Source organism: Acetoanaerobium noterae (assembly GCF_900168025.1).
In the GTDB taxonomy this organism is placed as follows: Bacteria; Bacillota; Clostridia; order Peptostreptococcales; family Filifactoraceae; genus Acetoanaerobium; species Acetoanaerobium noterae.
In genome coordinates this window covers 477114-502099 of record NZ_FUYN01000003.1, presented here as the reverse complement: position 1 = coordinate 502099, position 24986 = coordinate 477114, and the positions used below count along the sequence as shown (strand labels likewise).

Below are 24986 nucleotides of genomic sequence, written 5' to 3'. Positions count from 1 at the left end.
GTTCCTTGATTTTCTTATTTAAAGCTCGTATTTCTTCACTTGAAGCATTATTTTCTTTATTATGTGGTTTAATATATTGGCATTCTTCACTGTATTTTTTAATCCATCCTGCTATTGTAGATTTTGCTACTCCATAGGTCTGGTAAAGATTATTTAATGATTTACCATCTAAATATTCTTTAACTAATTCTTTCTTAAAATCTATATCGTAATATGTTTTCATTTGCAATCCTCCTAGTCCGATTTTATTATATATTTTCGTACTAGATGTTACAACTTTATTATACCATTACAGAGGCTTGCTCGACCAATAATCTCCCTCGGTTCTCATGTAAGAAAGGGAAGAAATAAGGGTGAAAAATGGGTTCTCCTCTTTGTTTTCTAGCTTGTTGAAGAAAGATATAGTTGCTCGATATGGCTTGTTGCAGGGCGATTCTAGGACTCTTATCGGGCGTTCAAATACCTCCTGAAAACGAGTAATTCTCCGCCCCAACACCGATAATAGATTGTTTCTAGATTTAGTATCTGATGAGGATTTTTCTTTTTTCATTCCTTTATTTAAGGTTGTATGAAAGAGAGTGTTGAACGACGATTGAGGGGCGGGAAAGTTACTTGAATATCGATGGATTTGTACCGCCTTTTTCTAGAAATAAATGTGCCTTAGAAGAAGGAGATAAAGGAGTTTTCTCTAAATAGATGTTGTAAGGTGATTAATGAAAAGTGTGTTTTTATAGTTCTGCTTTCATTAAGTAGTTTTGTGACCTGTTCTTAAAGTAAAAAGTTATCAGCACCTTACACTCTTTCATTACGTTATATTTGAAAATAGTATTTATGGGAAGAACGGTTTAACCTATTTTGGTTTCTCTGTTCTTTTTTTTGCAAGGAATCGCGGATTGGGCTGCAGGTTGTCACCAATCTTTATTTTCATCTGATTGGGAGATGATGGATGGGAAATGTGAGTATATGGATGCGATGGAGATGATTTCTCACCAAACTTTATTTTCAATAGGAAAGTGGGTGAAGAGGTCGTGTGCTAGTGATACCAGTTAGTTGAGTTAATTTATCTTGCTTGTTGGTTTTCACTCGACTTTATTTTAAATGCACAATAATCAAATCCTATCTATGAGATTAATTTCATGATAGGATTTTTTTATGATAATATTAAGTATGAACGTTTATACATAAGAATATAAGACATAGGAGGAAGTCATTTTGGAAGCGAGAAAATTATTAGATATATTATTGGTGGCTGAAAGATTAAAGGATACGACTCGTCATTGCTATACGGCAAAGGGAAGGCATGAGAGTGTTGCTGAGCATAGCTGGATGATGACTTTGATGGCTTTTTTTATGAGAGATGAGTTTCCTGATGTAGATATGGATAAGGTTATGAGGATGTGCGTCATTCATGATTTAGGGGAATGCTTTACTGGAGATATTCCTACTTTTGAAAAAAATGAAGCCCATGAGCAAAAGGAAGAAGATTTGCTATACGGCTGGGTAGATTCTTTGCCAGAAAAATATGCAATAGAAATGAGAGAGCTTTATGAGGAAATGTCAGAGAGAAAAACTGCTGAAGCCAAAATTTATAAAGCTATAGATGGCTTAGAGGCAGTGATTCAGCATAATATCTCTGACATATCCACATGGATTCCTAAGGAATATGATTTAAACCTGACTTATGCGCAGGACAAGGTTGAGTTTTCTGAGTACTTGAAAGAGCTAAGACAGCTTGTCCGTGAAGATACTTTAAAGAAAATAGATGAAGCGAAATAATCGTTAGCTTCTAGTCTATATTATATACAAGACTATCAATGAAAATCTTGTGATTTTTAGTCAAATCTAGTGGCTCGTAGCTATAATTTCCCTCGGTTCCTTTGATTAATCTAAGCTTTGGTCTAAGCGGCAGTCCTTTTATTACCTCGTCGACTACCGCTATATCACCTGTGCTTAGTTTAACTAAGGAGCCTGGTGGATAAGGATTGATTTTTTTAGTAAATACTGAAACTACGTTGCTATCAAACAATCTTCCAGAGCCAGCCATTAGATATTCTATGGCTTCGTGAGGGGTAGTTGCTCTGCGGTAAGGCTTATCTGAGGTCATAGCATCATATACATCAGTTATACCTACGATTTGTGAAACTGTATTTATTTCTTCACCAGATATTCTAAGAGGATAGCCTGTTCCATCTAGCTTTTCGTGATGCTGAAGTGTAGCTTGCTTTACATAGGCATTTAGAAAATGCTTATCCTTTAAAAATTCAATTCCTATTTTAGGATGATTGATTATCATCATTTTTTCTTCTGTTGTAAATTCAGTTTTCTTTTGGAAAATATCAGGTGGGATAAGAGCCATTCCTATATCGTGGAATATCCCAGCTAAAAATATATTTTTTGTCATTTCGTAATTATAGTCCATATCCATAGCTATAAGTGCTCCTAGGATACCACAGTTGAGGGAAGACATATAGAGGTAGTTTTCTACGCTCTTGATATCTATATATTCTAGAGGAATATTTTTTTTAGAAGACAGCTCTAATAGTATTTCATCTACAATAGAATTCAAGCTGCTCATATATTCATAAATAGATTTTGATTTTAGCTGTCCGTTTGCATCTCTATAGCCAGCAGCTAAAAATATTTCCTTGATTATAAGCATGGCTTTGTTTCTTAGGTTAGGATGAATTAGTCTATTTATTTTTGAATTAGAATGTTCATCTGTAATATAGAGGGTGAATATTTGGTTTTCTTTAATCTTATTTAGTAGCCTTGCAGTTAACTTTATACCTTCATTTGCTAACAAAACTCCATCAACAGAGTAGATAGTATCTCCAAGTATGGAATTTTCCTTTATATGTTCTATAGGAACAAATCTCATTAATATACCTCCGAATTAAATTATATTTACTATTATATGGGAAATATATTGATAGTGCAAACGTCTTATTGAAAATAAGACTTAATTATGAAAAAATTTACATATACTAGGTTCGAAGATTAGCAAATTGCAATTATAAGTTTTAAGAGATATTTGATTTAATCTTGGGTATGTTATAGAAAGAGAGCAAAAAAGGATGTGATAGAGATTTGAATATATTCAGTGAAAAATTAAAAGAAGTTTTTTTCTCAGTGCTTCCAGTTACCATAATAGTAGTCTTGCTTAACTTTACTATAGTGCCACTGGGGTATAATTTGATGTTTAGATTTGTTATAGGGGCTATGTTTATAGTTATAGGCTTGACTTTATTTTTACTCGGAGTAGATTTAGGAGTTACACCATTTGGAGCTGTGCTTGGGGATGAAATCACTAAGCGAAATAAACTCTGGATTGTAGTATCGGCTGGATTAGTACTTGGATTTTTTATATCATATGCTGAGCCTGGATTACTTATTTTAGCAAATCAAATTGACACTGTAACTCTAGGGAATATTTCGAGCAGTTCGATTTTGATAGTAGTATCAGCAGGAATAGCTTGTATGATGGTTTTAGGATTTTTAAGGATATTGTTTGATTTGCCATTATATATTATATTAAATGTTTCATATTTGATTGTTTTGATATTAGGATTTTTTGTTTCAGAGGAATTTTTGGCTATTGCCTTTGATGCATCTGGATCTACTACAGGAGTTCTGGCTGTGCCTTTTATTCTAGCATTATCCTTTGGTATATCTGCTAGGAAAAAGAACAGTAAATCATCTGAAAAGGATAGCTTTGGATTAGTCGCTATTGCATCAGTTGGAGCCATTGCTTCAGTTATGATTTTAGATATTTTTAGTAAAACAAGTGAATTTGCAGGAACCTTGCCAAGCAGTCAATTTGAAAATCTTTCAATTTCTGGAGTATTTATGAGAGAAGTGTTTCCAGCTATTCATGATAGCTCTATAGCATTTTTGCCTTTATTAGTGATTTATATAATAACTATACTAATATCAAAATCCATATCCAAAAGAGAAAATAGAAGGATGGTTTTTGGTTTTATTTATGCATTTCTAGGATTGATAATATTTTTTATCGGAGTAAATGCTGGTTTTATGGAAGTAGGAAGTCTTATAGGAAGTCACTTAGTAGAACAGGAAAAATATATTTTCCTAATATCCATAGGGTTTGTTTTAGGAATAGTTACTATTCTTGCAGAGCCTGCTGTATATGTACTTACTCATCAGATAGAAGAGGTAACAGCTGGTTATGTAAAAAGAAGATCAGTTTTAGTAGCTCTATCTGCTGGAGTTGGACTAGCCGTTGCTTTATCTATGCTGAGGATTGTAACTAGTGATATAAGGCTATGGCATTATTTGCTTCCAGGCTACATTATTGCAGTTATGCTGACATTCTTTGCTCCAAAGCTCTTTGTAGGTATTGCTTTTGACGCAGGAGGAGTAGCAACAGGTCCGATGACAGCAACTTTTATTTTGGCATTTACTCAAGGGGCGGCAAACAGCTATCCTAATGCAGAGCTACTAGCAGATGGCTTTGGAATGATAGCCATGGTTGCCATGATGCCAATAATCACACTGCAGATTTTAGGACTTGTTTTTAAGATTAAAAATAGAAAAACGATAGAAGGAGAAGAGAAATCCTTATGATAATATATGATATGAATGTACTGATTTTAAAGCATGGTATGGGTAGTAAAGCTATAGCTATGGCAAAGGAATGCAATATATCAGGAGGAACTGTGCTCCTTGGAAAAGGAACCATCAGAAATTCTTTTTTGAGTTTTTTTGAGCTAGCTGAGTCTACTAAAGAGATAGTTTTAATTATTGCAAATAGAGAGCTAGGGTGCAAGTTCTTAGAAAGAGCTAATAGCGAATTTAATTTGATACATCAGAATCATGGAATAGCTTTTTCTATTGAGCTATCAAAGGTCATGGGGTATACAAGCTACAAGAAGGATACTTTAAATTACTGCCAAACTGGAGGAGAAGTTATGTTTAATTACGATTCTATTTTTGTAATAGTTGATAAAGGAAAAGGTGAGGATGTAGTAGATGCAGCTAGCGAGGCTGGAGCTAGAGGAGCAACTATTGTAAATGCAAGAGGCTCTGGAGTCCATGAAACTAGTAAAATCTTTGCGATAGAAATAGAACCGGAGAAAGAAATTGTTTTAATTCTTACAAAAGACGATATCACACAGGCTGTTTGTGACAACATAAATAAAAAAATGAAGCTTGATGAATCTGGAAATGGAATATTGTTTGTGCAAAAAGTTAATAAAGCCTATGGAATATATTAGGATAGAGGATTATAATGTGATTATATATGAAATTAATATTTTTAATTATTTAGATATTTTTATTGATAATATTAAATAAAGGTTGTATAATTATAAATAGAGAAATAATTAACAAAGTAAAATTTAAAATTTAGTTTTCCTATGAAAGGAAACTGAGCCGTTGAAACGACTAAAGATAACGTTGTTTGTTGCGGCTTTTTTTTGTTTGATTTTTTATATATTCGGGAGGGAATTATTATGCATATGGCTGATGCTTTAATGTCACCTGCTGTAGGAACTGCTTTATGGGGAAGCAGTGCAGTGGCTATGGCTTATTCTTCAAAAAAGGTTCAAAGTGGGTTGGACGATAATAAAATTCCACTGATGGGAGTTATGGGGGCTTTTGTTTTCGCGGCTCAAATGATTAACTTTACAATACCTATGACAGGCTCTAGTGGACATATAGGTGGAGGCTTGTTGTTATCAATTATGTTAGGACCTTATGCGGCATTCATAACGATGGCGTCAATACTGGCAATCCAAGCTTTGTTTTTTGCAGATGGAGGGTTGCTAGCATTAGGAGCGAATATTATAAACCTAGGATTTTTTACTTGTTTTATTGCATATCCATATATTTTTAAACCTATGATGAAAAATAAATTTGATGAGAAGAATTTATTTAAAGCAAGCCTTACAGCTTCAATATTAGGACTTCAAATGGGAGCCTTTGCAGTTGTACTTGAAACTTTGATTTCAGGCAAAACCGAACTGCCATTTTGGAACTTTTTACTTCTAATGCAACCTATACATCTTGCAATTGGAGTAGTTGAAGGTTTAGTTACTGCAGCTGTAGTTACTTTTGTTTGGAAGAATAGACCAGAGATTATTTCATCATCTTTTGAGAATAATAAACTTTCAGGAGTTTCTATTAAAAGCGTAGCATCAATGATTATGATTATGGCTATTTTAACAGGAGGCTTTGTTTCTTGGTTTGCATCCTCAAATCCCGATGGACTTGAATGGTCGATGTTTAAAACATCTGGACAAGAAGAGCTAGAAGCAGATGGCCATGTTTATGAAAAATCTGCTAGCCTTCAAGAAAAAACTGCAGTACTTCCCGATTATGGCTTTAAGAATACAGAAGGAAGCAATATAGGAACTTCAGTATCTGGAATTATAGGCGGTGGAATTACATTTGTCGTTGCATCTGCTTTGGGATTTGGGATTAATCAATATAAAAAGAAAAATAAAACAGATAAAAAAGCTGCATAAAGGAAAGTGATATATGTCTAATATTGCTAAATCTAGTCAAAATTTAAGATGGATGGATAATCAAAGCGATAAAAACACTATAATTCACAGGATAAACCCAGTTGTAAAGCTAGTCGTATCTTTGATTTATATATTTACTATAATATCCTTTGACAACTATTCACCTCAGAGGCTTATTCCATTTATTTTTTACATATTCATTGTGAGCTCACTTGCTGAGATTTCACTGATTCATTTACTTAAGCTTTCTGCTGTATCACTGCCACTTATAATTGGGATTGGGATATTCAACCCTATTTTTAATCGAGAAGTTGCATATTACATAGGAAGCATACCTATTTCTTTTGGTATGCTTTCTTTTTGTACGTTATTTATAAAATCATTGATGACAGTAATTTCAGGATTGCTATTAGTCGCTACTACTGGAATAAATAACCTTGGAATGGCACTTAGAAAAATTGGACTTCCTAAGATATTTGCAGTTCAGATTATGTTGACTTATAGATATATCACTGTTTTTATGGAGGAAGTAAACACAACTCTCACAGCTCACTCTTTAAGAGCAAACAACAAAGGGGTTTCATATAAGTCATACGGATATCTCGTGGGAAATATCTTGCTTAGAACTATTGATAGATCTCAGAAAATATATGAAGCGATGTGTCTAAGAGGTTTTCATGGAGATTATGTAACTGGAAAAAATCCTAAGATAAATAAAACTGATATTATATATTTAGCTGTATGGTCGAGTTTATTTATTTTTATTAGATATTTTAATTTATCACAGATAATTGGAAATTTGATTATAGGAGAGTTTTAATATGAGCCATAATACTATAAAAGTAATGGATTTGCATCATACATATCCCGATAAAAGAGAAGCGCTAAGAGGAATTTCCTTTGAAGTACAGCAAGGAGAATCTATAGGTTTAGTTGGAGCAAATGGAGCTGGAAAATCTACATTACTTCAGCATCTTGTAGGTGTGCTAATGGCTTCAAGTGGAAGTATAGAAGTAGGACATATACCTGTAAATAAAACAACGCTTCAGACAATAAGGCAAAAAGTTGGATTGGTTTTTCAGGATTCTGATAATCAGCTTTTTATGAATAGAGTATATGATGATGTAGCATTTGGACCTAGAAATTACAATATTCCAGAAGATAAAGTGGATGATATAGTTAAAGAAAGTTTAAATAGGATGGGTATCGAGCATTTAGCTGAAAGGGCTCCGTATAAGCTTTCTGGAGGAGAAAAAAAGTCAGCCGCTATTGCTAGTGTATTAGCAATGTCTCCTGATATTTTGGTGATGGATGAGCCAACCTCAGGACTTGATCCTAAATCAAGAAGAAATTTAATTAATATTTTAGGTTCTTTTGAGCATACAAAAATTATTGCAACTCACGATATGGATATGGTAATAGATTTATGTGACAGAACTATAATTTTAAAGGATGGATTAGTAGCTGCTGATGGGCCTACTTTAGAGATATTTTCAGATGCAAAGCTTTTGGAAGAATGCTCTTTAGAAATTCCACTTCGAATGGCTAGCTGTCCTAAATGCTCAAAGCAAAGTGAATGATTTTTAGAAATATATTTACAATCAATAAAAGCTAAAGAGAAGCCTTAGCCTCGTCTTTAGCTTTTTTATTTTCTATATAAAAATAAAAAAATCATTTAGTATTAAAATCTTTTTATCAAGCTGCTTTAATCTAGTTCTTAAATTTTATAATTTTTATACTGTTTAAACTTATAATACTCTATTGTCGTAATCATATTTATCCATAATTACACTGTTGTTGTCACGATAATGTGTATATACTAGATCTCTTCTGTAATCATCACGTTCATCAACCGCAACTATAATATATCCTTGGTCTAGATATCCTTTAAATTCATCAAGTTCAGCTTCATCTACTCCTAAATCAACTAAAGCACCAGCAAGTCCGCCTACTGCTCCACCTGCTATTATACCTCCAAGAGTTGCGGCTATAGGGCCAGCAGCTAAAAACGGTCCTACGCCAGGGATAGCAAGTACTCCTATTTCAGCAAGTAAGGCTCCTGCCCCGCCTATAATACCACCGGTTACTGCACCTGTTGTAGTATTTCTAGCAGTGTCCTCAGTTTTTATTTTAGTATTAGTTACATTCTCTACATTTCTTATTTCATCATGATGTTTAGCCATAACAGATATTTCTTTGTCGCTATATCCATTTGCTCTAAGACTTTCAATAACTTTGATTGCATCAGTTTCTGTTTTAAATACTCCTATAAGTTTCTTGTTAACCATAATAAGCCTCCTTAGACTATTAATTGGAAAAAACACATTAACACTATAGGTTGGTTCAAAATTAACACATTGAAAATATTAAACATAAAAAAAAAACAACCTAGTATATATATAACCACTAAAATCGATATTAAACATTTTTGATATTTAGTATCAAAATGAGATAGCTATTGATTTGAAAATTATAATGAGATTAGAAATAACATAAAACGGATATTATATATTTGAGAATAATGTTTAAAAAATATGAAAAGGAGGGGCATGATTTAGCCAAAGTTAGATTGTGCTAAGCCATTATGAAATTATATGAAGGAAATATGTACTGGCCTACAACAAAAAAATCTATAAAATATGATAGCTTAAATACGGATATAGATAAAGATATAGCTATAATAGGTGCGGGGATGTCAGGCATCTTATGTGGTTATGAATTAGCAAAAAGAGGACATGAGGTAGTTTTAGTAGAGGCTGAAGAAATAGCTAAAGGTAGCAGTAGTGCCAATACTGGACTATTACAATATTCTAGCGATAAGATGCTTTATGAGTTTATAGATGAGATTGGAAAAGAAAATGCTGTATTATTTTATAGGATGTGCCATGAAGCCATGAAAGATTTAAAAACTCTTTCTGAAAGGCTTCCTGAAAGAGGAGATTTTGTAACTAGAAAGAGCTTGTATTTGGCAAGTAAAATTGAGGATATAACGAAGCTTAAAAAAGAGTATAAAGCTCTTTTGGAAAATGATTTTCCAGTTGAGTATATTGACAGCAAGGCTCTAGAGACTGACTATGGGATAAAAGGAACTGAGGCTTTGCTTACTAAAGAAGATGCAGAAGTAAATCCGTATAAATTTATACTTGAAATATCAAAGGAGGCAGTAAGGTTAGGACTTGATATATTTGAAAATTCTAAAGTTTTAGACATTGACAAATCAGATGATTGTTTTATTATTAAAACAAAGGATGGTAGTATAAAAGCAGAGAAGCTAGTATATGCTACGGGATATAAAGCTAGTAATTACAGTGAAATAAAAGATGGAGAGATAAATAGAACCTATGCACTAGCAACAGAGCCTATCTCTGGTGACAGCTGGAAGGATAGATGCTTAATTTGGGAAACTGCTAGACCTTATTTTTACGCTAGAATGACAGAAGATAATAGAATCATACTAGGCGGTGAAGACGAAGAAAAGGATAGTATAACAAATAGTGAAGAAAAATTGCAAAAAAATACATTAAAGCTACTAGAAAAGCTGACAAATCTTTTTCCACATATTGAAACCAAAATCGAGTATTCATGGAATGCTGTATTTGGAGAATCTGACGATGGAATTCCATTTATAGGACAGGACACAGATGACAAAGATGTTTATTATTGTCTTGGCTTTGGAGGAAATGGAACTGTATATAGTATGGCTGGCTCAAAAATAATTGCTGACCTAATAGAAGGAAAATCAAATAAATATGCTCATATTGTGAGCTTAGATAGACAAGGATAATGATAAATTTAAAATATCTTATTATAAATCTTTGAAAACTATTATAAATCGGAGGTAAGGATATGCTAGAGAAAATCGTTCAAGGGAAAAGTTTAGAAACGTGGTTTAATGAATTTCCTAAGCTAAGAGAGGTGTATGATTTAAAGGAAGTGCTTTGGATTAATGACAAGTATGAATCAATAAAAAGTAAAACAAGCTTTGAACCTAGCATGGATGATATTTTGGATGCTATGAATCGCTTGGGTAGGTTTGCTTCATATATAAAGGTTGCATTTCCTGTAACTAGAGAAAGTGATGGAATCATTGAGTCAGAGCTATTTGAAATTGATATGATGAAAAATGATTTAGCAAAGAAAGCTAATAAGGATTTTGAGGGAAGATTGTTTATAAAAGGAGACCATGCTCTTCCTATATCTGGCTCAATAAAAGCCAGAGGTGGAATATATGAGGTACTAAAGCATGCAGAGGATTTGGCTATTAGTCATGGTCTTTTAAAGGAAGGCATGGATTATTCTGTTTTTGATTCAGAGGAGTTTAGAGCTTTATTTTCTCAGCATTCCATAGCTGTAGGCTCTACTGGAAATCTAGGGCTTAGTATAGGAATAATAAGTGCTAGGCTTGGGTTCAAAGTTTATGTTCACATGTCTTCAGATGCGAAAAAATGGAAAAAGGATTTACTTAGAAGTAAAGGGGTTACAGTAATTGAGTACGAATCTGATTATAGCAAGGCTGTAGAAGAAGGAAGAAAACAGGCAGAGCTAGATGACAAGATGTATTTCGTAGACGATGAAAACTCTGTCAATTTATTTCTAGGATATGCGGTTGCAGCTCTTAGACTCAGCAAGCAGCTAAAGGATATGAATATAGCTGTAGATAGTGAGCATCCATTATTTGTTTATCTGCCTTGCGGAGTTGGAGGAGGCCCTGGAGGGGTAGCATATGGACTTAAGCTGATATTTGGAGATAATGTTCATTGCTTCTTTGCTGAGCCTACTCATTCTCCATGCATGCTCATAGGGATGATGACTTCACTGCATGACAAGGTAAGCGTACAGGATTTTGACATTGACAATAAAACTGCTGCTGACGGGCTTGCAGTAGGAAGACCATCTGGGTTTGTAGGAAAAATATTAGAAAATTTACTAAGCGGAGTTTACAGCGTTACTGATGAAAATCTATTTATAATGCTTTCTGATTTAGCTGATTTAGAAGAAATATACCTTGAGCCTTCTGCACTTGCTGGAGTAAATGGAATAGTTCATATGCATAGTGAAGAGGCAAAGGGTTATATAGAAAAAAATAATTTAGCTGATAAAATGAAATCTGCTGTTCACATTGCTTGGGCTACAGGTGGAAGTATGGTGCCAGAAGCTGAGATGAAGCTTTATTATGAAACTGGTGACAAGCTTAGAAAATAAATAGTGTTTATGTTAGGACATATCGAGGTATTTTTAGGATATGTCCTTTTTTTGCTTCCAGTATTTACTATGTAAAGTTTTTGATATAAAATGATATAGGAACTTATGTTCGTTTTTGTAGAGGTGATGAAATGGAATTTAAAATAGTATCAGATTACAAACCTATGGGAGACCAGCCTCAGGCTATAGACACCATGGTTCGCTCGATAGAATCAGGAGCAAAGCATCAGACCTTACTTGGGGTTACTGGTTCTGGTAAGACCTTTACCATGGCAAATATAATAGAAAGAACTCAAAAACCGACCTTGGTTATAGCGCATAATAAGACACTCGCCGCTCAGCTTTATGGTGAATTCAAGGAGTTTTTTCCAGAAAATGCTGTAGAGTATTTTGTTTCTTATTATGATTATTATCAGCCAGAAGCCTATGTAGCTCATTCAGATACCTATATAGAGAAGGATTCTAGTATAAATGATGAGATAGATAAGCTAAGACATAGCGCTACAGCAGCTGTTCTAGAGAGAAGAGATGTAATAATAGTAGCCTCAGTTTCTTGTATTTATGGTTTGGGGGATCCTTCTGACTATGAAGAGATGATGGTTTCGCTTCGCCCAGGGCAAAATAAAGATAGAGATGATGTTATTAAAGAGCTCGTTGAGATTCAATATGAACGCAATGATATCAACTTTGTGCGTGGTACATTCAGAGTAAGAGGAGATATAATAGAAATACTTCCTATAAACACTGATGAGAGAGGTATACGAATAGAGTTTTTTGGTGATGAAATAGAAAGAATTTCGGAGATAGATTATATTACTGGAGAGATAGTAGGACTGAGAAATCACGTAGCTATTTTCCCGGCATCACATTATGTTACAAGCAAGGAGAAGCTAGCTAAAGCAATCGAAAAAATAGAAGCAGAGCTAGAAGAAAGAATTGAGTACTTTAAGGAAAGGGATATGTTCCTAGAAGCTCAAAGAATAGAGCAAAGAACTAAGTACGATTTAGAAATGCTAAAAGAAATAGGCACTTGCAAGGGCATAGAGAACTACTCAAGACATCTTAGTGGAAGAGATGAAGGGGAAAGACCATTTACACTTATGGATTTCTTTCCAGATGATTTTTTGATTATAATAGACGAATCTCACGTAATGCTTCCTCAGCTTCACGCTATGTATGCAGGTGATAGGTCAAGAAAAGGTACACTTATCGATTATGGATTTAGATTGCCTTCAGCATTTGACAACAGACCTCTTAGGTTCGAGGAGTTTGAGCAAGTTGCAAACCAAATTCTCTATGTATCTGCGACACCTTCGAAATACGAAATGGAACATTCTGTAGCATTTGGAGAGCAAGTAATCAGACCTACAGGATTAGTTGACCCTGAAATAGAAATAAGACCGATAAAAGGGCAGATAGATGACTTGTTATTTGAAATAAATGAAAGAGTTAAAAAGAAAGAGCGTGTATTAATAACTACTCTTACAAAGAAAATGTCAGAAAATCTAACTCAATATCTTAAAGAAGCTTCTGTAAAGGTAAGATATCTTCACTCTGATATTGAGACCTTAGAGCGTATAGAGATAATAAGAGACTTAAGACTTGGAGAATTTGATGTACTTGTAGGGATAAATCTTCTAAGAGAAGGTCTAGATTTACCAGAGGTTTCGCTTGTTGCTATTTTGGACGCTGACAAGGAAGGCTTCTTGAGATCTGAGACTTCTCTAATACAAACTGTAGGAAGAGCGGCAAGAAACTCAAATGGAAAAGTTATCATGTATGCTGACAACATGACAGGCTCAATGCAAAGAGCTATAACAGAGACATATAGAAGAAGAGAAATCCAAATTAATTACAATAAGGAAAATAATATAACTCCTACTACTATATTCAAAGAAATAAGAGGAGTAATAGCAGCTACTAGTGCAGCTGAAGGAGAAGGAACTTACTCAGTAAGAGAAACTATAGACAGAGAGAGAGTTAAGGACGAGATTATTAAGCTAAGCACTGAGATGGTTGAGGCTGCAGAAGCGCTTGAATTTGAAAAAGCAGCAAGCCTTAGAGACAGGATAAGAGAGCTTGAATCAAAGTTATAATCCTAGTAATTTTTATGAGATAAAACGGAGGAAGAAATGGAAAGAAGCGAGATAATAATTAAAGGGGCTAAGGAGCATAATCTAAAAAATGTAGATGTGACTTTACCTAGAAATAAATTTATTGTATTTACAGGATTATCAGGCTCAGGAAAATCCTCATTGGCATTTGATACCATATATGCCGAGGGACAAAGACGTTATGTAGAGAGTCTTTCCTCTTATGCCAGACAGTTTTTGGGACAGATGGAAAAACCAAATGTAGAGTATATAGAAGGGCTTTCTCCTTCCATATCAATAGACCAAAAAACCACATCTAGAAATCCACGTTCTACAGTTGGAACAGTAACTGAAATTTATGACTATCTGAGACTTCTATTTGCGAGGATAGGAGTTCCGCATTGCCCTGTGTGTCATGAGCCTATAAGCCAGCTTACAGTTCAAGAGATAGTGGATAAGGTAATGGAACTTCACGACAGGACTAAAATTCAGATAATGTCACCTGTAGTAAGAGGAAAAAAAGGACGCCATGAGAAATTACTTGAAGCTATAAGAAAAGATGGATATGTAAGAATAAGAGTAGATGGCGAAAATATGGAAATAACAGATGATATTGAGCTAGATAAGAATAAAAAACACACTATAGATGTAGTAGTTGACCGTATAGCTGTAAAATCAGGAATAGAAAGTAGACTTTCAGATTCCATTGAAACAGCAGTAAAGCTTTCAGATGGGCTAGTTATTATAGATGTAATAGATGATAAGGAAATGCTATTATCTACTAAATTTGCATGCCCAGAGCATGGTGTAGGTATAGAGGAGCTCACACCTAGAATGTTCTCTTTCAATGCACCTTATGGAGCCTGCGAAACTTGTAATGGACTAGGGAGCATGAAAAAAGTAGATGAGTATCTAGTAGTGCCAAATCAAGATTTGTCTCTAAGACAAGGTGCTATAGATGCTTGGTTTTCTTCAGGCTCAGGAGCAAATGAAGATACCTATTACTTCAAAATGATAGAATCCCTAGCAACAACTTATAAAGCATCGCTTGACGTACCTTTTAGAGATTTGGATAAAGAGTTTAAGCAAAAGCTACTATATGGAACACCAGATATGATTGAGTTTAAGTATGAAAGCAAGTATGGAGGAAACAGAACCTATAAAGCACCTTTTGAGGGAGTAATCCCGAACCTAGAGCGCAGGTATAAAGAGACTCCATCAGAGTATATAAGAGAAAAAATCGAAAGTTATATGTTTGAAAGTCCATGCCCAAGCTGTCATGGAGCTAGATTAAGACCAGAGATACTGTCAGTTACTTTAGGAAATAGAAATATATCTGAGGTTACGGATTTCTCTGTAAATGAGATTCTAGATTACGTAGATTCTCTTGAGCTTACACCAAAACAAGAATTCATATCTAAAGAAATTCTAAAAGAAATAAAAGTAAGAACTAATTTCTTAAAGAATGTTGGACTTGATTATCTTACCTTGTCTAGAAAAGCAGGAACGCTTTCAGGTGGAGAATCTCAAAGAATTAGGCTAGCGACTCAAATAGGTTCAGCCTTGGTAGGTGTGCTTTATGTATTAGATGAGCCATCGATAGGACTTCACCAAAGAGATAACGACAAGCTACTTGCAAGTCTTAGACACCTTACTGATATTGGAAACACTTTGATTGTAGTAGAGCATGATGATGATACTATGAGAGCGGCAGACCATATAGTGGATATTGGACCAAAAGCAGGAATCCATGGAGGAGAAATAATAGCGCAGGGAACCCTAGAGGATATAAAGAAGAATCCAAATTCGATAACTGGACAATACCTAAGTGGTAAAAAACGAATCGAGGTTCCTAAGGAAAGAAGAGCTCCAAATGGAGCTAAGCTAACAATTAAAAATGCATCAGAAAATAACCTTAAAAATATAGATGTGGATATACCACTAGGGGTGTTTACCTGTGTGACCGGAGTGTCTGGCTCTGGGAAAAGCTCGCTTATAAATGAAATTCTTTATAAAGGAGCGGCGGCTAAAACCCAAAGATTAAAGGAAAGACCAGGAAAGCATGACGAGATACTAGGGCTGGAGCAAATAGATAAAGTAGTAGATATAGATCAGTCGCCTATAGGAAGAACACCTAGGTCGAACCCAGCGACTTACACTGGCGTTTTCGATATGATAAGAGATGTCTATGCACTTACTCCTGAAGCAAAAGCAAGAGGCTATAGCAAAGGAAGATTCAGCTTCAATGTAAAAGGTGGACGCTGCGAGGCATGTAAAGGCGATGGAATTATCAAAATAGAAATGCACTTTCTTCCTGATGTATATGTTCCTTGTGAGGTATGTAAGGGTGAACGCTATAACAGAGAAACTCTTCAAGTAAAATACAAGGGCAAGAGTATTTCAGATGTGCTTTCTATGAATGTAGAAGAAGCGCTTGAGTTTTTTGAGAATATCCCTAAGATAAAGAGAAAACTAGAGACTCTTAGCGAAGTAGGGCTAGCATATATAACCTTGGGACAGCCATCGACTCAGCTATCTGGAGGAGAAGCTCAGAGGATTAAGCTTGCAACTGAGCTGAGCAAAAGAGCCACAGGAAAAACGCTATACATCCTAGATGAGCCGACTACAGGTCTTCATGTAGACGATGTAAAGAAGCTCATAGAAGTTCTTCAAAAACTAGTAGATGGTGGAAACACAGTCGTAGTAATAGAGCACAACCTAGATGTTATTAAGACCTGCGACCATATTATTGACTTAGGCCCTGAGGGTGGAGATAAAGGTGGCTCTGTCCTAATAGAGGGGACACCTGAAGAAATAATTAAGTGCAAAGATTCATATACAGGATATTTCCTAAAAAAATATCTGTAATGATACTGTTATTTCAACTAGAGGTAAAATCTGCTAAACTATAAGTAGAAGCATCGATGGCTATGAAATTATAGTAATTTATGAATACAACGAGATTCAATAATGAATTCTTTGTCTTAAGGAGTGTTATAAATGAAAAAATTAACTAAGTTACTTGCAGTATTATTAGTTTTAGGGATTATGGTAACTGGATGTAACAACCAAATTAAACCATCTGAGCCTGACAAAATCCCAGTAGAGTCTAATGAAGGGCAAGAAAATCCAGATAATCAAGCTAAACCTGAAGATGAGCCTGCAGTAGATAAAGATTTAAAACAAGTAAATGCAATATTTTACTCTATGGATGCTGATAAGGCAGATATGATAATTTTAGATTCAAATTTAGATTCAAAAGAAATAACTCTAAAAGATGAAGCTAGAGTATTTTTAACTGATAAAGAAGTAAATACAGTGGTTAGCCTTCAAATTAAGGAGTCAAGCAAAGGAATAGAGGTATACAATGCCAAAGATGCTGATAAAGCAACAGCTAAGGCGAAGTATATAGGCTTTGCAGACAACAATTTTGCTGAGTTTGAAATAATGAATAAGGCTTTTGTACTTCAGATACCTGAAGCTTTAAAAACTGAACTTGAAAAAGTAAATACAAATGAACTACTAGAAATTACTATAAAAACCAATGAAATACCTATAGCCAATCCTGTGTTAGAATCTTTTAAACGAGGTCAATAATTTACAGGTATCCTATTTTATGCACAAACAAGACATCATACTTTAGTAGGAAAAACTACTGAAATAGGATGTCTTTTAATTTACAAAAAACGGTAATTAAGTTATAATATTACTAGGTCTTTAGAATGAAGTTGTGGGTCCAATTTAGTCCAGACTGAGAGGTATAATAATGATAAAAACGATTGTAGTAGATAACGATGCACTAATTCGAGATATTGTACAAAAGATATTGGAAGATAATAGCCAAATAGAGCTGGTTCACAAGGCGGAGGACGGGTTTGACGCCTTGGAATATTTAGAAATAAATAAAGTAGACTTAGTTCTTCTTGATATAGGTATGCCTAAAATTAATGGAATTGAGGTACTTCAAAAGATTAAAAACCTATATCCCCATATAAAGGTAATCATGCTTACTAGCTGTAAGGATAAAGAAATAGTACTCAAATGCCTTAATCTTGGAGCAGATGGCTACCTTTCCAAAGATGTAGACTGCGAAGGCATAATTGACGCAATACTAAGAGTACATGATGGTGAGATGGTGACTTTCCCAAAGGTATCTGACCTTATCATAGAGGATATGGATTATGTTAGAAAGCAGATAGAGGAGAATACCAAATCTCAAAAGCTTACAAAAAGAGAACTGCAAGTTATGTCACTAATATCAAAAGGAATGTCAAATAAAGCCATAGCAAAGCATTTAGAAATAAGCGATAAAACAGTTAAAAACCACGTATCAAGCATACTTAGAAAGCTATCCTTAAATGATAGAACTCAAATTGCAGTATATACACTTAGCAACAATATTTTTTAGCAGAAATATAAAACTTAAAAGAATTTCCATATATTTAAGAAAAACTGCTAGCAGTTTTTTGATTGATAATTTTATATAAAAAAAGCTGAACTTCCTAGAGTAAACTTTAGAATGTTCAGCTTTTTTACTTTTATGACAATTAATTTGCTATTTTTGGAACTGTAGTTTTTTCTTGGATTGTTTCTAATATTTTTTCTAATCTAATGTGGATATCGTCGATTATACCGTCACGCTCATAGTGAAAATCATTAGAATCTAACATATAGCTATGGGTGATGGCTATAGTTTTTGCACCTTTATCATAGGCTTCAGCTACCATATTCTGAAGCTTTTCTGTTGTAAAAAATTCTAATCTAAGCTCTTCATTCCTGCTAAGAGCATAAACAGGCATAGGATTAAGTAGTCCTTTAAGTGGAGTGTACTGCTCTCTGTATGGATTATGAGATTCGTACTTAATATCTGTAAGCTCTGCTAGTATTTTACTAGTATCTTCATTCATTGAGAAACAGCCACCTCTATATATCTGAATAGGTTCAATTCCTTTATTATCCAAATATTTCATGCATAGATTTACGATTTGTTTTTGCTCTTCATAGCTGTAGCTAGCTAGGTATTCCTCGTCAGGTCTAATAAATGAGCATTTTGAAGCTATAGCTTCTGGAAGATTGTCTGGATGTATATGAAGTCCAAAAATTACTTTGTAATTTTCTTTGATTTTATCAATTAGATTTAGCTTAGAAAGCATGTCTGCAAAGTACGGAGTTATAAATAGAATACAGGTTATGTTATTATTTGTTGCAAGCTTTAAAAAACGCTCGAGATTCAATACATTATTTTCTAAATTTTTATCGTAATTTGTACCTTCACAGTCCATGCTGACCACTAGCTCAAAGCCTTCGTTTTCAAATAGGGAACGGATATCGTTGTTATAAATGGGTTTATTTACAGAATTTGACATGATTTTATATCTCCTCTCTTGTTAAAGTTACAACTTATGTATATAATTAAGTTGTTAGATTGCCAACTTTATTATATACATAAAGTTTGAACTTGTCAAAATTAAACAGTAAAGGAGAAGGACTATGAAAACACTAGGATTCCCAAGAATGCACAAGGAAAAAGGAGAAATAAGAGCGTTTTTACCAGATTTTTTTGAAAAATTAGAGGTTAATGGTGCTAAAATTTATATAGAAGAAGGCTATGGCTCTAAGATGGGGTATAAAAAAGAAGACTATTTATCTGTAAATAAAAATATAGAATTTGTCTCAAAAGAGGAAAGCTACAAGCAAGATATTATTATAGTACTTAGAAGTCCAGAGTTTGATGAGCTTGAACTTATACCGGATGGGAAAATATTAGTCAGCATGCTTCATTATCCAACTAGAGCAAAGAGAATCAAAGTTCTTAAAAGAAAGAATATTAAAGCAGTATCGCTAGATTCTATACGAGGAGATTTTCTTCAAAGACTTGTATTTAACGCCAAAGGAACTTCTCTTCATGGGATGGAGATAGCATTTTCTGAGCTAGAGAAGATAAAACCAGACTTTTATAGCAATACCAGAGGCCCATTAGAGGTATCTATAATTGGTATGGGTATGGTAGGCTTACAAGCTGGAAAAGCCGCTAGTAAATTTGCTCTTCCAGAAATAGCAAAGAAAATAAAAGAAGCTAAGGCAAAGGGCGTACTTATTAATATGCTACCTAGAAACATCACCTCAGATAGAGAAGAGATGATTAAAATATTAAAAAGAACCGATATATTAGTAGATGCCTCAACTAGAGACAATCCTTATGAATATATTGTTGACAATGAGCTACTTGGGAACTTAAAAGAAGAGGCTATAATACTTGATTTGACTGCTGATCCATATTTAGTTGATGAAGAAGGAATCCAAGTAAAAGCCATAGAGGGAATTCCTACGGGTACCCTTGATAAATATGTTATATACAAAGATGACAAAGAGTATTATGATATACCTGATACAGTAAATACATCTAATCGAAGAACTGTTGTGAGCTGCGATGCATGGCCTGGAGTCAAGCCTCGTGAATGTATGGAGCTTTATGCTGTGCAGATGCTTCCGCTTATTACAAAGCTTCTAGAAAAGGAATTTGATGAGATGTCTTTAGAAAGTCCTTATTATTTTGAAAGAGCAATATATAGAGCAACTCTAGATTACTTTTTCAAATATGATAAAATTAAAACAGAATAATGAATTTGTGGAGGGGTTGTAAGTTATGAAAGGGCAAAAGAAGGCAGCATATGTCTCTATTGCATTGGATATCGCGAACAAGATATTAAATGGAGAATTTCGAGAAAAACAAAAGATTAGTGGAAGGTCAACACTAGCCAGTATGTACAATGTTTCTCCAGAGACAATTAGAAGAGCGATAGTCCTGCTGGAAGATATGGATGTAGTAAACAGTAGCAGAGGTAGTGGAATTGATGTCATATCTAAATCTGCGGCAGAGAAATTTATCGAGAAAAATAAAAGCAGCAGATATATTTCTTCTATTAAAGATGAGATTAGAGATTTGATGCAACAAAAAAAGAAAATCGATGAGCAAATACAAGAGAGCTTTGACACTATTTTTGACTATATTGAAAGATTCAAAAGTGATACGCCATATACGTTTATAGAAATTAAAGTTACTGCTGATTCAAAAAAAATAGGTAAAAAAATAAATGAAGTTAGGCTTTGGCAAACTACAGGAACAACTATGGTTGCATACAGACGTAAAGGTGAAACCGTGATATCACCTGGACCTGATTATGTATTTGAAGAGGGAGACACCATAGTAGTAATAGGTAGCAACAATGTCTATGAAAAGGTATATGAGTTCTTGTATTCATAATTGTTTTGGGGGGCTTGTCCGTGAAAAAGAAATTAGCCTGGGGATTGGTAATTCTTAATTTTTTGATTTTGCTTTTAGCATTAGGCACTTGGATATATTCAAATACTCTAAGACCGCCTAATCCAGATATGAGTAGAGGTATTCTTCAAAAAATATTAAAAGCAGATACAATTGAGCAAAATATTTCAAATAAATCCAAGCTTTTAGATTTAGGCGATGATGCCTTTGCAGTTGGATACTTAGAAAAGGGCAATTTATTTTTTGAGTTCTATGATGAAAATCTAAATAAAGTAAATCAGCTAAAAACTGAATTTACTGGAGTTAAGGATTTTGCTATAAAAGTAGATGGAGAGAATTATTTATTATACACACTTGCAGATGGCAATATAAGAAAAACTATAGTAGAGTCCAAAAATTTAAAAAGAATTGGCAAAGATATTAGAATAGATGAAGCCGATTTTATGGTTCAAAAGGATGGTTATCTAGTATATGGGAAAAATGATGGGTTAGGAGTAGTTGAAAAGGATGGAAAAACTTATATCCTGAAAACTCAAGATAAAGTCATAAATGCAGACATTAAGGTGAGTGATGAAGGTGTAAAAATAGTTTATGCAACTATATCAGATATGACTACTCATCTTAGATATACTAAATACTTAAATGCCGCGTTTAGTGATTATAGGGATATTGCTGAGCTTGGTACAGATATAAATAGAAAATTGAGAAGCTTGGTATTGGAATCAAATCAAAACCAAAGTACTTTAATTTATGGAATAAAGGATCACAAAAGCCAGAATGTGGCATATTATACTGTGGATATAGATAAGGCTGAAGCAAAGCCAGTTTCTGTATCATCACTTCATCAGGATTCAGCACCAGTTTTTTACAATGGTACTAGCGAGATGATTTTATTAATTGATGATGTAAAGGGAAATAGTGTATATACTCAAGCCGCAATTGCTGATTTAAATGCCTCAGAGCCTAAAAAGCTTCTTACTAAAGGCAAAATAACAGCTTACAATCCAGAAATGATAAGCCTTAATGGGCATGATTATTTAAAGTATGAAAATGTAATGGCAAACAAAAAAGAAGTGTATCTTGCCTCATCAAGCCCAAGCATAATGGAAAAAACTAGTAAGCCAAGTGTGGATGAAGTAAACGGTATACTAGGAGAAACAGTTGCAGCTTCAGTATTTGGATATGCTTTTTCTCTTAGCTATTTCGGATATATATTTATATTTATTTCATTATTATTTTTCTCAGCCATGTTGTTTTTTGTGAGCTGGACAGAGAGAAACCCAGGAAAGATAATAATCGCAGCTGCTGTAATGCATTTGATTGCTCAGCTTATGACTATGTCGAGCTATCTCATTCAAAATGCTCCATCAAACATAGCTTTGCCATTTTATCTAAAAAATCCAGTAATAGTAATTGCTATGATAGTAATAAGCTTGCTGATATCACTTGCATTTATTTTTTACAGGCATACTAGAAATGACATGAAACAAAGACTTTGGGGAACATATTTTGAGTTTTTTACTGTAAATACTATACTGTATATGCTGATATTTTTCCCTTATCTAGCGGTGTACTATATATAACAATGAAATTAAGAAATCCTAGATTAATAAGCAACTACAGAAATGTAAAGGCTTAAAAATAATCTAGGATTTTTAATGTCTATAAATAGGTATTTTAGTTTGCAAACTAGCAAGTTATGTGAATAAGAATGTCATATTAAACCAACCGTTATTACTAGTACAGCTTGCAGACGCCTTATATTTATTTACGATTGACAATATAGACTGCATGCCTATTCCATGACCAGGCTCAGTGCTTGTTGGGAACCCACTCCTTCCAATTAAAATTTCACCGTTAAATCTATTTTTGAAGATGATAGCTAGCTTTTCATCATAGAATCTAGCACTTATATAGATTTCTTGCTCATCAAGGCTTTGCTTAGAGCTAGCGATTATTGCATTTTCAAAAGCGTTGGCTATCAGAATGGCTATATCGTTGCTATTCCACGGAAGCTTATCTGGTATATTAAGCTCTAATTTCACATCTATATTTTTCTCTTTAGCCTTTGTCATATAAACCAATAAGGCAGAATTTACTATAGTGTTTTTACAATATACGAGAGGTTCAGTAGCTTTCATAGTTGCGTCTAGCTCTTCAATATATTTAAGTACATCTTCAGTTTTTTTATCTTGAATTAATGACCTAATTATTCCAAGGTTATGTCTCATATCGTGTTTGCAGATTTTAATGTGATTTTCTGATTCTCTAAGAATTTCAGCTTGAGCTAAGATGCCTTCTGTTTGAAGATTCATGATTTTATTTTGATTCTTTAAGTAAAGCATGTTTTCCAGAGATTCAAAATCGAGAGTAATCCATTTCCAAGATATAATTAAGGACAAAGCGGTCATTATTCTAGAGATAATCTGAGGAAGGCTATTAATCCACTCGTTATTCATAGTAACCATTGCATCACTGTAAATTGCAAGGGCAGGAATCATCCATATTACATTCCAATAATAATCATTTGTTATTTGGCTATTAAAAATAATCGAGTTAGAAACTTTCTTCCAAAGTGGAATGAAGAAAAGAATAAATAAAATGCTATAGCCGATGGTTTGAATGGAAAGTTGAAGGTACAAAGGTGTAGCAGTGCTTATTCTACCTACAAATAAAGCCACTATGGAATGTAGAAATAAAGAGTAGCCACCTTGCATTCCATAAATAAAAATATGCTTGTATAAATTTCCTTTGATAAATGCAATATTTATAAAAACATAGATTGTAGATAGTAAAAATAAGAGACGTTTATATGTAAGAAGCGTGACGTTGCTATAATCACCCCTAACGAGAACATACACAGCAAAATGCTGAAAAATAAATGCAGCAGTGTAATATATAAAAAGCTTTTTTTTTCTTCCAAGTTCTAGAGATTTTGAAAAAGGAAGGTATCTCATGACTAGCCCAGGAAGCTGGGCAATAGTGATAGCAAGTATAGTTATAAATAACGGCATCAAAAACCCCTTCTATTTATAAAATAAGTAGTATATTGTTCTATAACCTCAGTCTTTCTTCTTCTACTGATAGGAATTTTTTCTCCTGTTTTAAGTAGAAAGTCGTTTTCTATAGGTTTGACTATATAATCCATATTTACAGTGAGATTTCTATAGCATTCTAAAAAACGATGGTCTTCACGTAAAGCTTTAGAATAATCAGAATATTTTCCTGAAGACTGAACAACTTCAGAAGCAAAATGGATAAATAAGTTTCTAACTGAGCTTTCAATATATACGATATTTTTATTCAAAACAAACATGTCCCCAGAGCTTGTCTTTATAGTTATCCCACATTTATCAAGATTAAGTAGCTCTACAAAATAATCCAAAGCCTTGTAAAAAGCTTTCATATGTTTAGTTACAGGTTTTAGTATATAACTCAGAGCATGAACCCCATATCCATCTAGGATATGTTCAGTGCTAGTAGTAAAAAAAATAATCTTGATATTTTTATCAAGTAGCAATAATTTTTCTGCAGTTTCAATCCCAGTGAGCTCTGCCATATAAATATCCAAGAGTACTAGGTCAAATTCTGCTGGCATAAAGCCATCTATAAACTCTTCGCCACTTTCATATTCACAAAACTCAGGAGTAATATCAAACTGTTGAAAGCGAACAGAAAAATAGTCAGTAACAAGACTGATAATCTCGTTTCTCTCTTGTACTAAATCATCTACAACTGCTATTTTCAAAACGGACCTCCTAGTTATTGTTAATATAATTATATATCAAAAATTTACCATCTTCAAAAAATATTTACCACTCAGTCAAAAAAATGACCGCTCGGTAAAAATCCATAGAAAAAAATAAACTTAAAATATAGAATAAACGGTGTGTGTCTATGGCTATTAAAACTAGTCTATACTTA

22 protein-coding genes are annotated in these 24986 nt (G+C 33.8%); 16 read left to right on the top strand and 6 right to left on the bottom strand.

The features are described from left to right. Positions 1-223 (bottom strand): transposase (locus B5X47_RS08475; protein ID WP_079589713.1); only part of this gene is annotated, 223 nt, incomplete at its 3' end. 653 nt (positions 224-876) lie between these two features. On the opposite strand from B5X47_RS08475, the gene B5X47_RS13795 reads away from it, so the two are divergent. Continuing rightward, on the top strand, positions 877-1050 hold the full coding sequence (locus B5X47_RS13795) for a hypothetical protein (RefSeq protein ID WP_159446442.1): 174 nt from the start codon (positions 877-879) through the stop codon (positions 1048-1050). 162 nt (positions 1051-1212) lie between these two features. After that, on the top strand, positions 1213-1776 hold the full coding sequence (locus B5X47_RS08470; protein ID WP_013360718.1) for an HD domain-containing protein: 564 nt from the start codon (positions 1213-1215) through the stop codon (positions 1774-1776). 10 nt (positions 1777-1786) lie between these two features. Here the strand turns inward: B5X47_RS08470 and B5X47_RS08465 are convergent, their stop codons facing one another. Next, entirely contained in the window at positions 1787-2878 is a 1092-nt protein-coding gene (locus B5X47_RS08465) for an HD-GYP domain-containing protein (RefSeq protein WP_079589712.1), read from the bottom strand. A gap of 209 nt (positions 2879-3087) precedes the next feature. Here B5X47_RS08465 and B5X47_RS08460 point away from each other — a divergent pair, with 209 nt between their 5' ends. From B5X47_RS08460 to B5X47_RS08440, 5 genes are all read left to right on the top strand, one after another. Next, positions 3088-4584 carry a DUF1538 domain-containing protein gene (locus B5X47_RS08460; protein ID WP_079589711.1) on the top strand — a complete coding sequence of 499 codons (1497 nt, stop codon included), beginning with the start codon at positions 3088-3090 and terminating at the stop codon, positions 4582-4584. Beyond that, positions 4581-5234 (top strand): P-II family nitrogen regulator, encoded by a 654-nt coding sequence (locus tag B5X47_RS08455; RefSeq protein WP_079589710.1) that lies wholly within the window; start codon positions 4581-4583, stop codon positions 5232-5234. The genes B5X47_RS08460 and B5X47_RS08455 overlap by 4 nt, the downstream gene beginning before the upstream one ends. Positions 5235-5471: 237 nt before the next feature. Further along, positions 5472-6485 carry an energy-coupling factor ABC transporter permease gene (locus B5X47_RS08450; protein WP_079589709.1) on the top strand — a complete coding sequence of 338 codons (1014 nt, stop codon included), beginning with the start codon at positions 5472-5474 and terminating at the stop codon, positions 6483-6485. Between the two features lie 13 nt (positions 6486-6498). Then, on the top strand, positions 6499-7305 hold the full coding sequence (gene cbiQ, locus B5X47_RS08445) for a cobalt ECF transporter T component CbiQ (RefSeq protein ID WP_079589708.1): 807 nt from the start codon (positions 6499-6501) through the stop codon (positions 7303-7305). 1 nt (position 7306) lies between these two features. After that, positions 7307-8065 (top strand): energy-coupling factor ABC transporter ATP-binding protein, encoded by a 759-nt coding sequence (locus tag B5X47_RS08440; RefSeq protein WP_079589707.1) that lies wholly within the window; start codon positions 7307-7309, stop codon positions 8063-8065. A 168-nt stretch (positions 8066-8233) separates the two neighbouring features. Here the strand turns inward: B5X47_RS08440 and B5X47_RS08435 are convergent, their stop codons facing one another. After that, positions 8234-8773, bottom strand: coding sequence for a general stress protein (locus B5X47_RS08435; protein WP_079589706.1), 540 nt, complete (start codon positions 8771-8773; stop codon positions 8234-8236). A 296-nt stretch (positions 8774-9069) separates the two neighbouring features. Between B5X47_RS08435 and B5X47_RS08430 the strand changes: the two genes are divergently transcribed. From B5X47_RS08430 to B5X47_RS08405, 6 genes are all read left to right on the top strand, one after another. Then, positions 9070-10269 carry an NAD(P)/FAD-dependent oxidoreductase gene (locus tag B5X47_RS08430; protein ID WP_079589705.1) on the top strand — a complete coding sequence of 400 codons (1200 nt, stop codon included), beginning with the start codon at positions 9070-9072 and terminating at the stop codon, positions 10267-10269. Between the two features lie 62 nt (positions 10270-10331). Then, complete coding sequence (locus B5X47_RS08425; RefSeq protein WP_079589704.1) at positions 10332-11687, top strand: D-serine ammonia-lyase; 1356 nt, start codon at positions 10332-10334, stop codon at positions 11685-11687. A gap of 131 nt (positions 11688-11818) precedes the next feature. Continuing rightward, a complete protein-coding gene (gene uvrB, locus B5X47_RS08420) occupies positions 11819-13783 on the top strand; it encodes an excinuclease ABC subunit UvrB (RefSeq protein WP_079589703.1) in 1965 nt (654 codons plus the stop codon). Between the two features lie 36 nt (positions 13784-13819). Beyond that, positions 13820-16648, top strand: coding sequence for an excinuclease ABC subunit UvrA (uvrA, locus tag B5X47_RS08415; RefSeq protein WP_079589702.1), 2829 nt, complete (start codon positions 13820-13822; stop codon positions 16646-16648). 132 nt (positions 16649-16780) lie between these two features. Further along, positions 16781-17377, top strand: coding sequence for a hypothetical protein (locus B5X47_RS08410; RefSeq protein WP_079589701.1), 597 nt, complete (start codon positions 16781-16783; stop codon positions 17375-17377). 169 nt (positions 17378-17546) lie between these two features. Continuing rightward, positions 17547-18188: a response regulator gene (locus tag B5X47_RS08405; RefSeq protein ID WP_079589700.1), complete on the top strand. Its 642-nt coding sequence runs from the start codon at positions 17547-17549 to the stop codon at positions 18186-18188. 139 nt (positions 18189-18327) lie between these two features. Here B5X47_RS08405 and B5X47_RS08400 read toward each other — a convergent pair whose 3' ends face one another. Next, on the bottom strand, positions 18328-19146 hold the full coding sequence (locus B5X47_RS08400; protein ID WP_079589699.1) for a polysaccharide deacetylase family protein: 819 nt from the start codon (positions 19144-19146) through the stop codon (positions 18328-18330). A 124-nt stretch (positions 19147-19270) separates the two neighbouring features. On the opposite strand from B5X47_RS08400, the gene B5X47_RS08395 reads away from it, so the two are divergent. The 3 genes from B5X47_RS08395 to B5X47_RS08385 are packed head-to-tail and all read left to right on the top strand — an operon-like array spanning position 19271 to position 22645. After that, positions 19271-20401, top strand: coding sequence for an alanine dehydrogenase (locus B5X47_RS08395; protein ID WP_079589698.1), 1131 nt, complete (start codon positions 19271-19273; stop codon positions 20399-20401). A 25-nt stretch (positions 20402-20426) separates the two neighbouring features. Continuing rightward, entirely contained in the window at positions 20427-21044 is a 618-nt protein-coding gene (locus tag B5X47_RS08390; protein WP_013360732.1) for a GntR family transcriptional regulator, read from the top strand. 20 nt (positions 21045-21064) lie between these two features. Further along, positions 21065-22645: a hypothetical protein gene (locus B5X47_RS08385; protein ID WP_079589697.1), complete on the top strand. Its 1581-nt coding sequence runs from the start codon at positions 21065-21067 to the stop codon at positions 22643-22645. A 114-nt stretch (positions 22646-22759) separates the two neighbouring features. Here B5X47_RS08385 and B5X47_RS08380 read toward each other — a convergent pair whose 3' ends face one another. After that, entirely contained in the window at positions 22760-24076 is a 1317-nt protein-coding gene (locus tag B5X47_RS08380) for a sensor histidine kinase (protein WP_079589696.1), read from the bottom strand. Next, positions 24076-24810 (bottom strand): LytR/AlgR family response regulator transcription factor, encoded by a 735-nt coding sequence (locus tag B5X47_RS08375; protein ID WP_079589695.1) that lies wholly within the window; start codon positions 24808-24810, stop codon positions 24076-24078. The genes B5X47_RS08380 and B5X47_RS08375 overlap by 1 nt, the downstream gene beginning before the upstream one ends. Positions 24811-24986: the final 176 nt, after the last annotated feature.

Bases quoted from the DNA above. Each gene is read 5' to 3' on its own strand.
- B5X47_RS08465 (WP_079589712.1), bottom strand. From the start codon at position 2,878: ATGAGATTTGTTCCTATAGAACATATAAAGGAAAATTCCATACTTGGA.
- B5X47_RS08455 (WP_079589710.1), top strand. From the start codon at position 4,581: ATGATAATATATGATATGAATGTACTGATTTTAAAGCATGGTATGGGT.
- B5X47_RS08450 (WP_079589709.1), top strand. From the start codon at position 5,472: ATGCATATGGCTGATGCTTTAATGTCACCTGCTGTAGGAACTGCTTTA.
- cbiQ (WP_079589708.1), top strand. From the start codon at position 6,499: ATGTCTAATATTGCTAAATCTAGTCAAAATTTAAGATGGATGGATAAT.
- B5X47_RS08440 (WP_079589707.1), top strand. From the start codon at position 7,307: ATGAGCCATAATACTATAAAAGTAATGGATTTGCATCATACATATCCC.
- B5X47_RS08435 (WP_079589706.1), bottom strand. From the start codon at position 8,773: ATGGTTAACAAGAAACTTATAGGAGTATTTAAAACAGAAACTGATGCA.
- B5X47_RS08430 (WP_079589705.1), top strand. From the start codon at position 9,070: ATGAAATTATATGAAGGAAATATGTACTGGCCTACAACAAAAAAATCT.
- B5X47_RS08425 (WP_079589704.1), top strand. From the start codon at position 10,332: ATGCTAGAGAAAATCGTTCAAGGGAAAAGTTTAGAAACGTGGTTTAAT.
- uvrB (WP_079589703.1), top strand. From the start codon at position 11,819: ATGGAATTTAAAATAGTATCAGATTACAAACCTATGGGAGACCAGCCT.
- uvrA (WP_079589702.1), top strand. From the start codon at position 13,820: ATGGAAAGAAGCGAGATAATAATTAAAGGGGCTAAGGAGCATAATCTA.
- B5X47_RS08410 (WP_079589701.1), top strand. From the start codon at position 16,781: ATGAAAAAATTAACTAAGTTACTTGCAGTATTATTAGTTTTAGGGATT.
- B5X47_RS08405 (WP_079589700.1), top strand. From the start codon at position 17,547: ATGATAAAAACGATTGTAGTAGATAACGATGCACTAATTCGAGATATT.
- B5X47_RS08400 (WP_079589699.1), bottom strand. From the start codon at position 19,146: ATGTCAAATTCTGTAAATAAACCCATTTATAACAACGATATCCGTTCC.
- B5X47_RS08395 (WP_079589698.1), top strand. From the start codon at position 19,271: ATGAAAACACTAGGATTCCCAAGAATGCACAAGGAAAAAGGAGAAATA.
- B5X47_RS08390 (WP_013360732.1), top strand. From the start codon at position 20,427: ATGAAAGGGCAAAAGAAGGCAGCATATGTCTCTATTGCATTGGATATC.
- B5X47_RS08380 (WP_079589696.1), bottom strand. From the start codon at position 24,076: ATGCCGTTATTTATAACTATACTTGCTATCACTATTGCCCAGCTTCCT.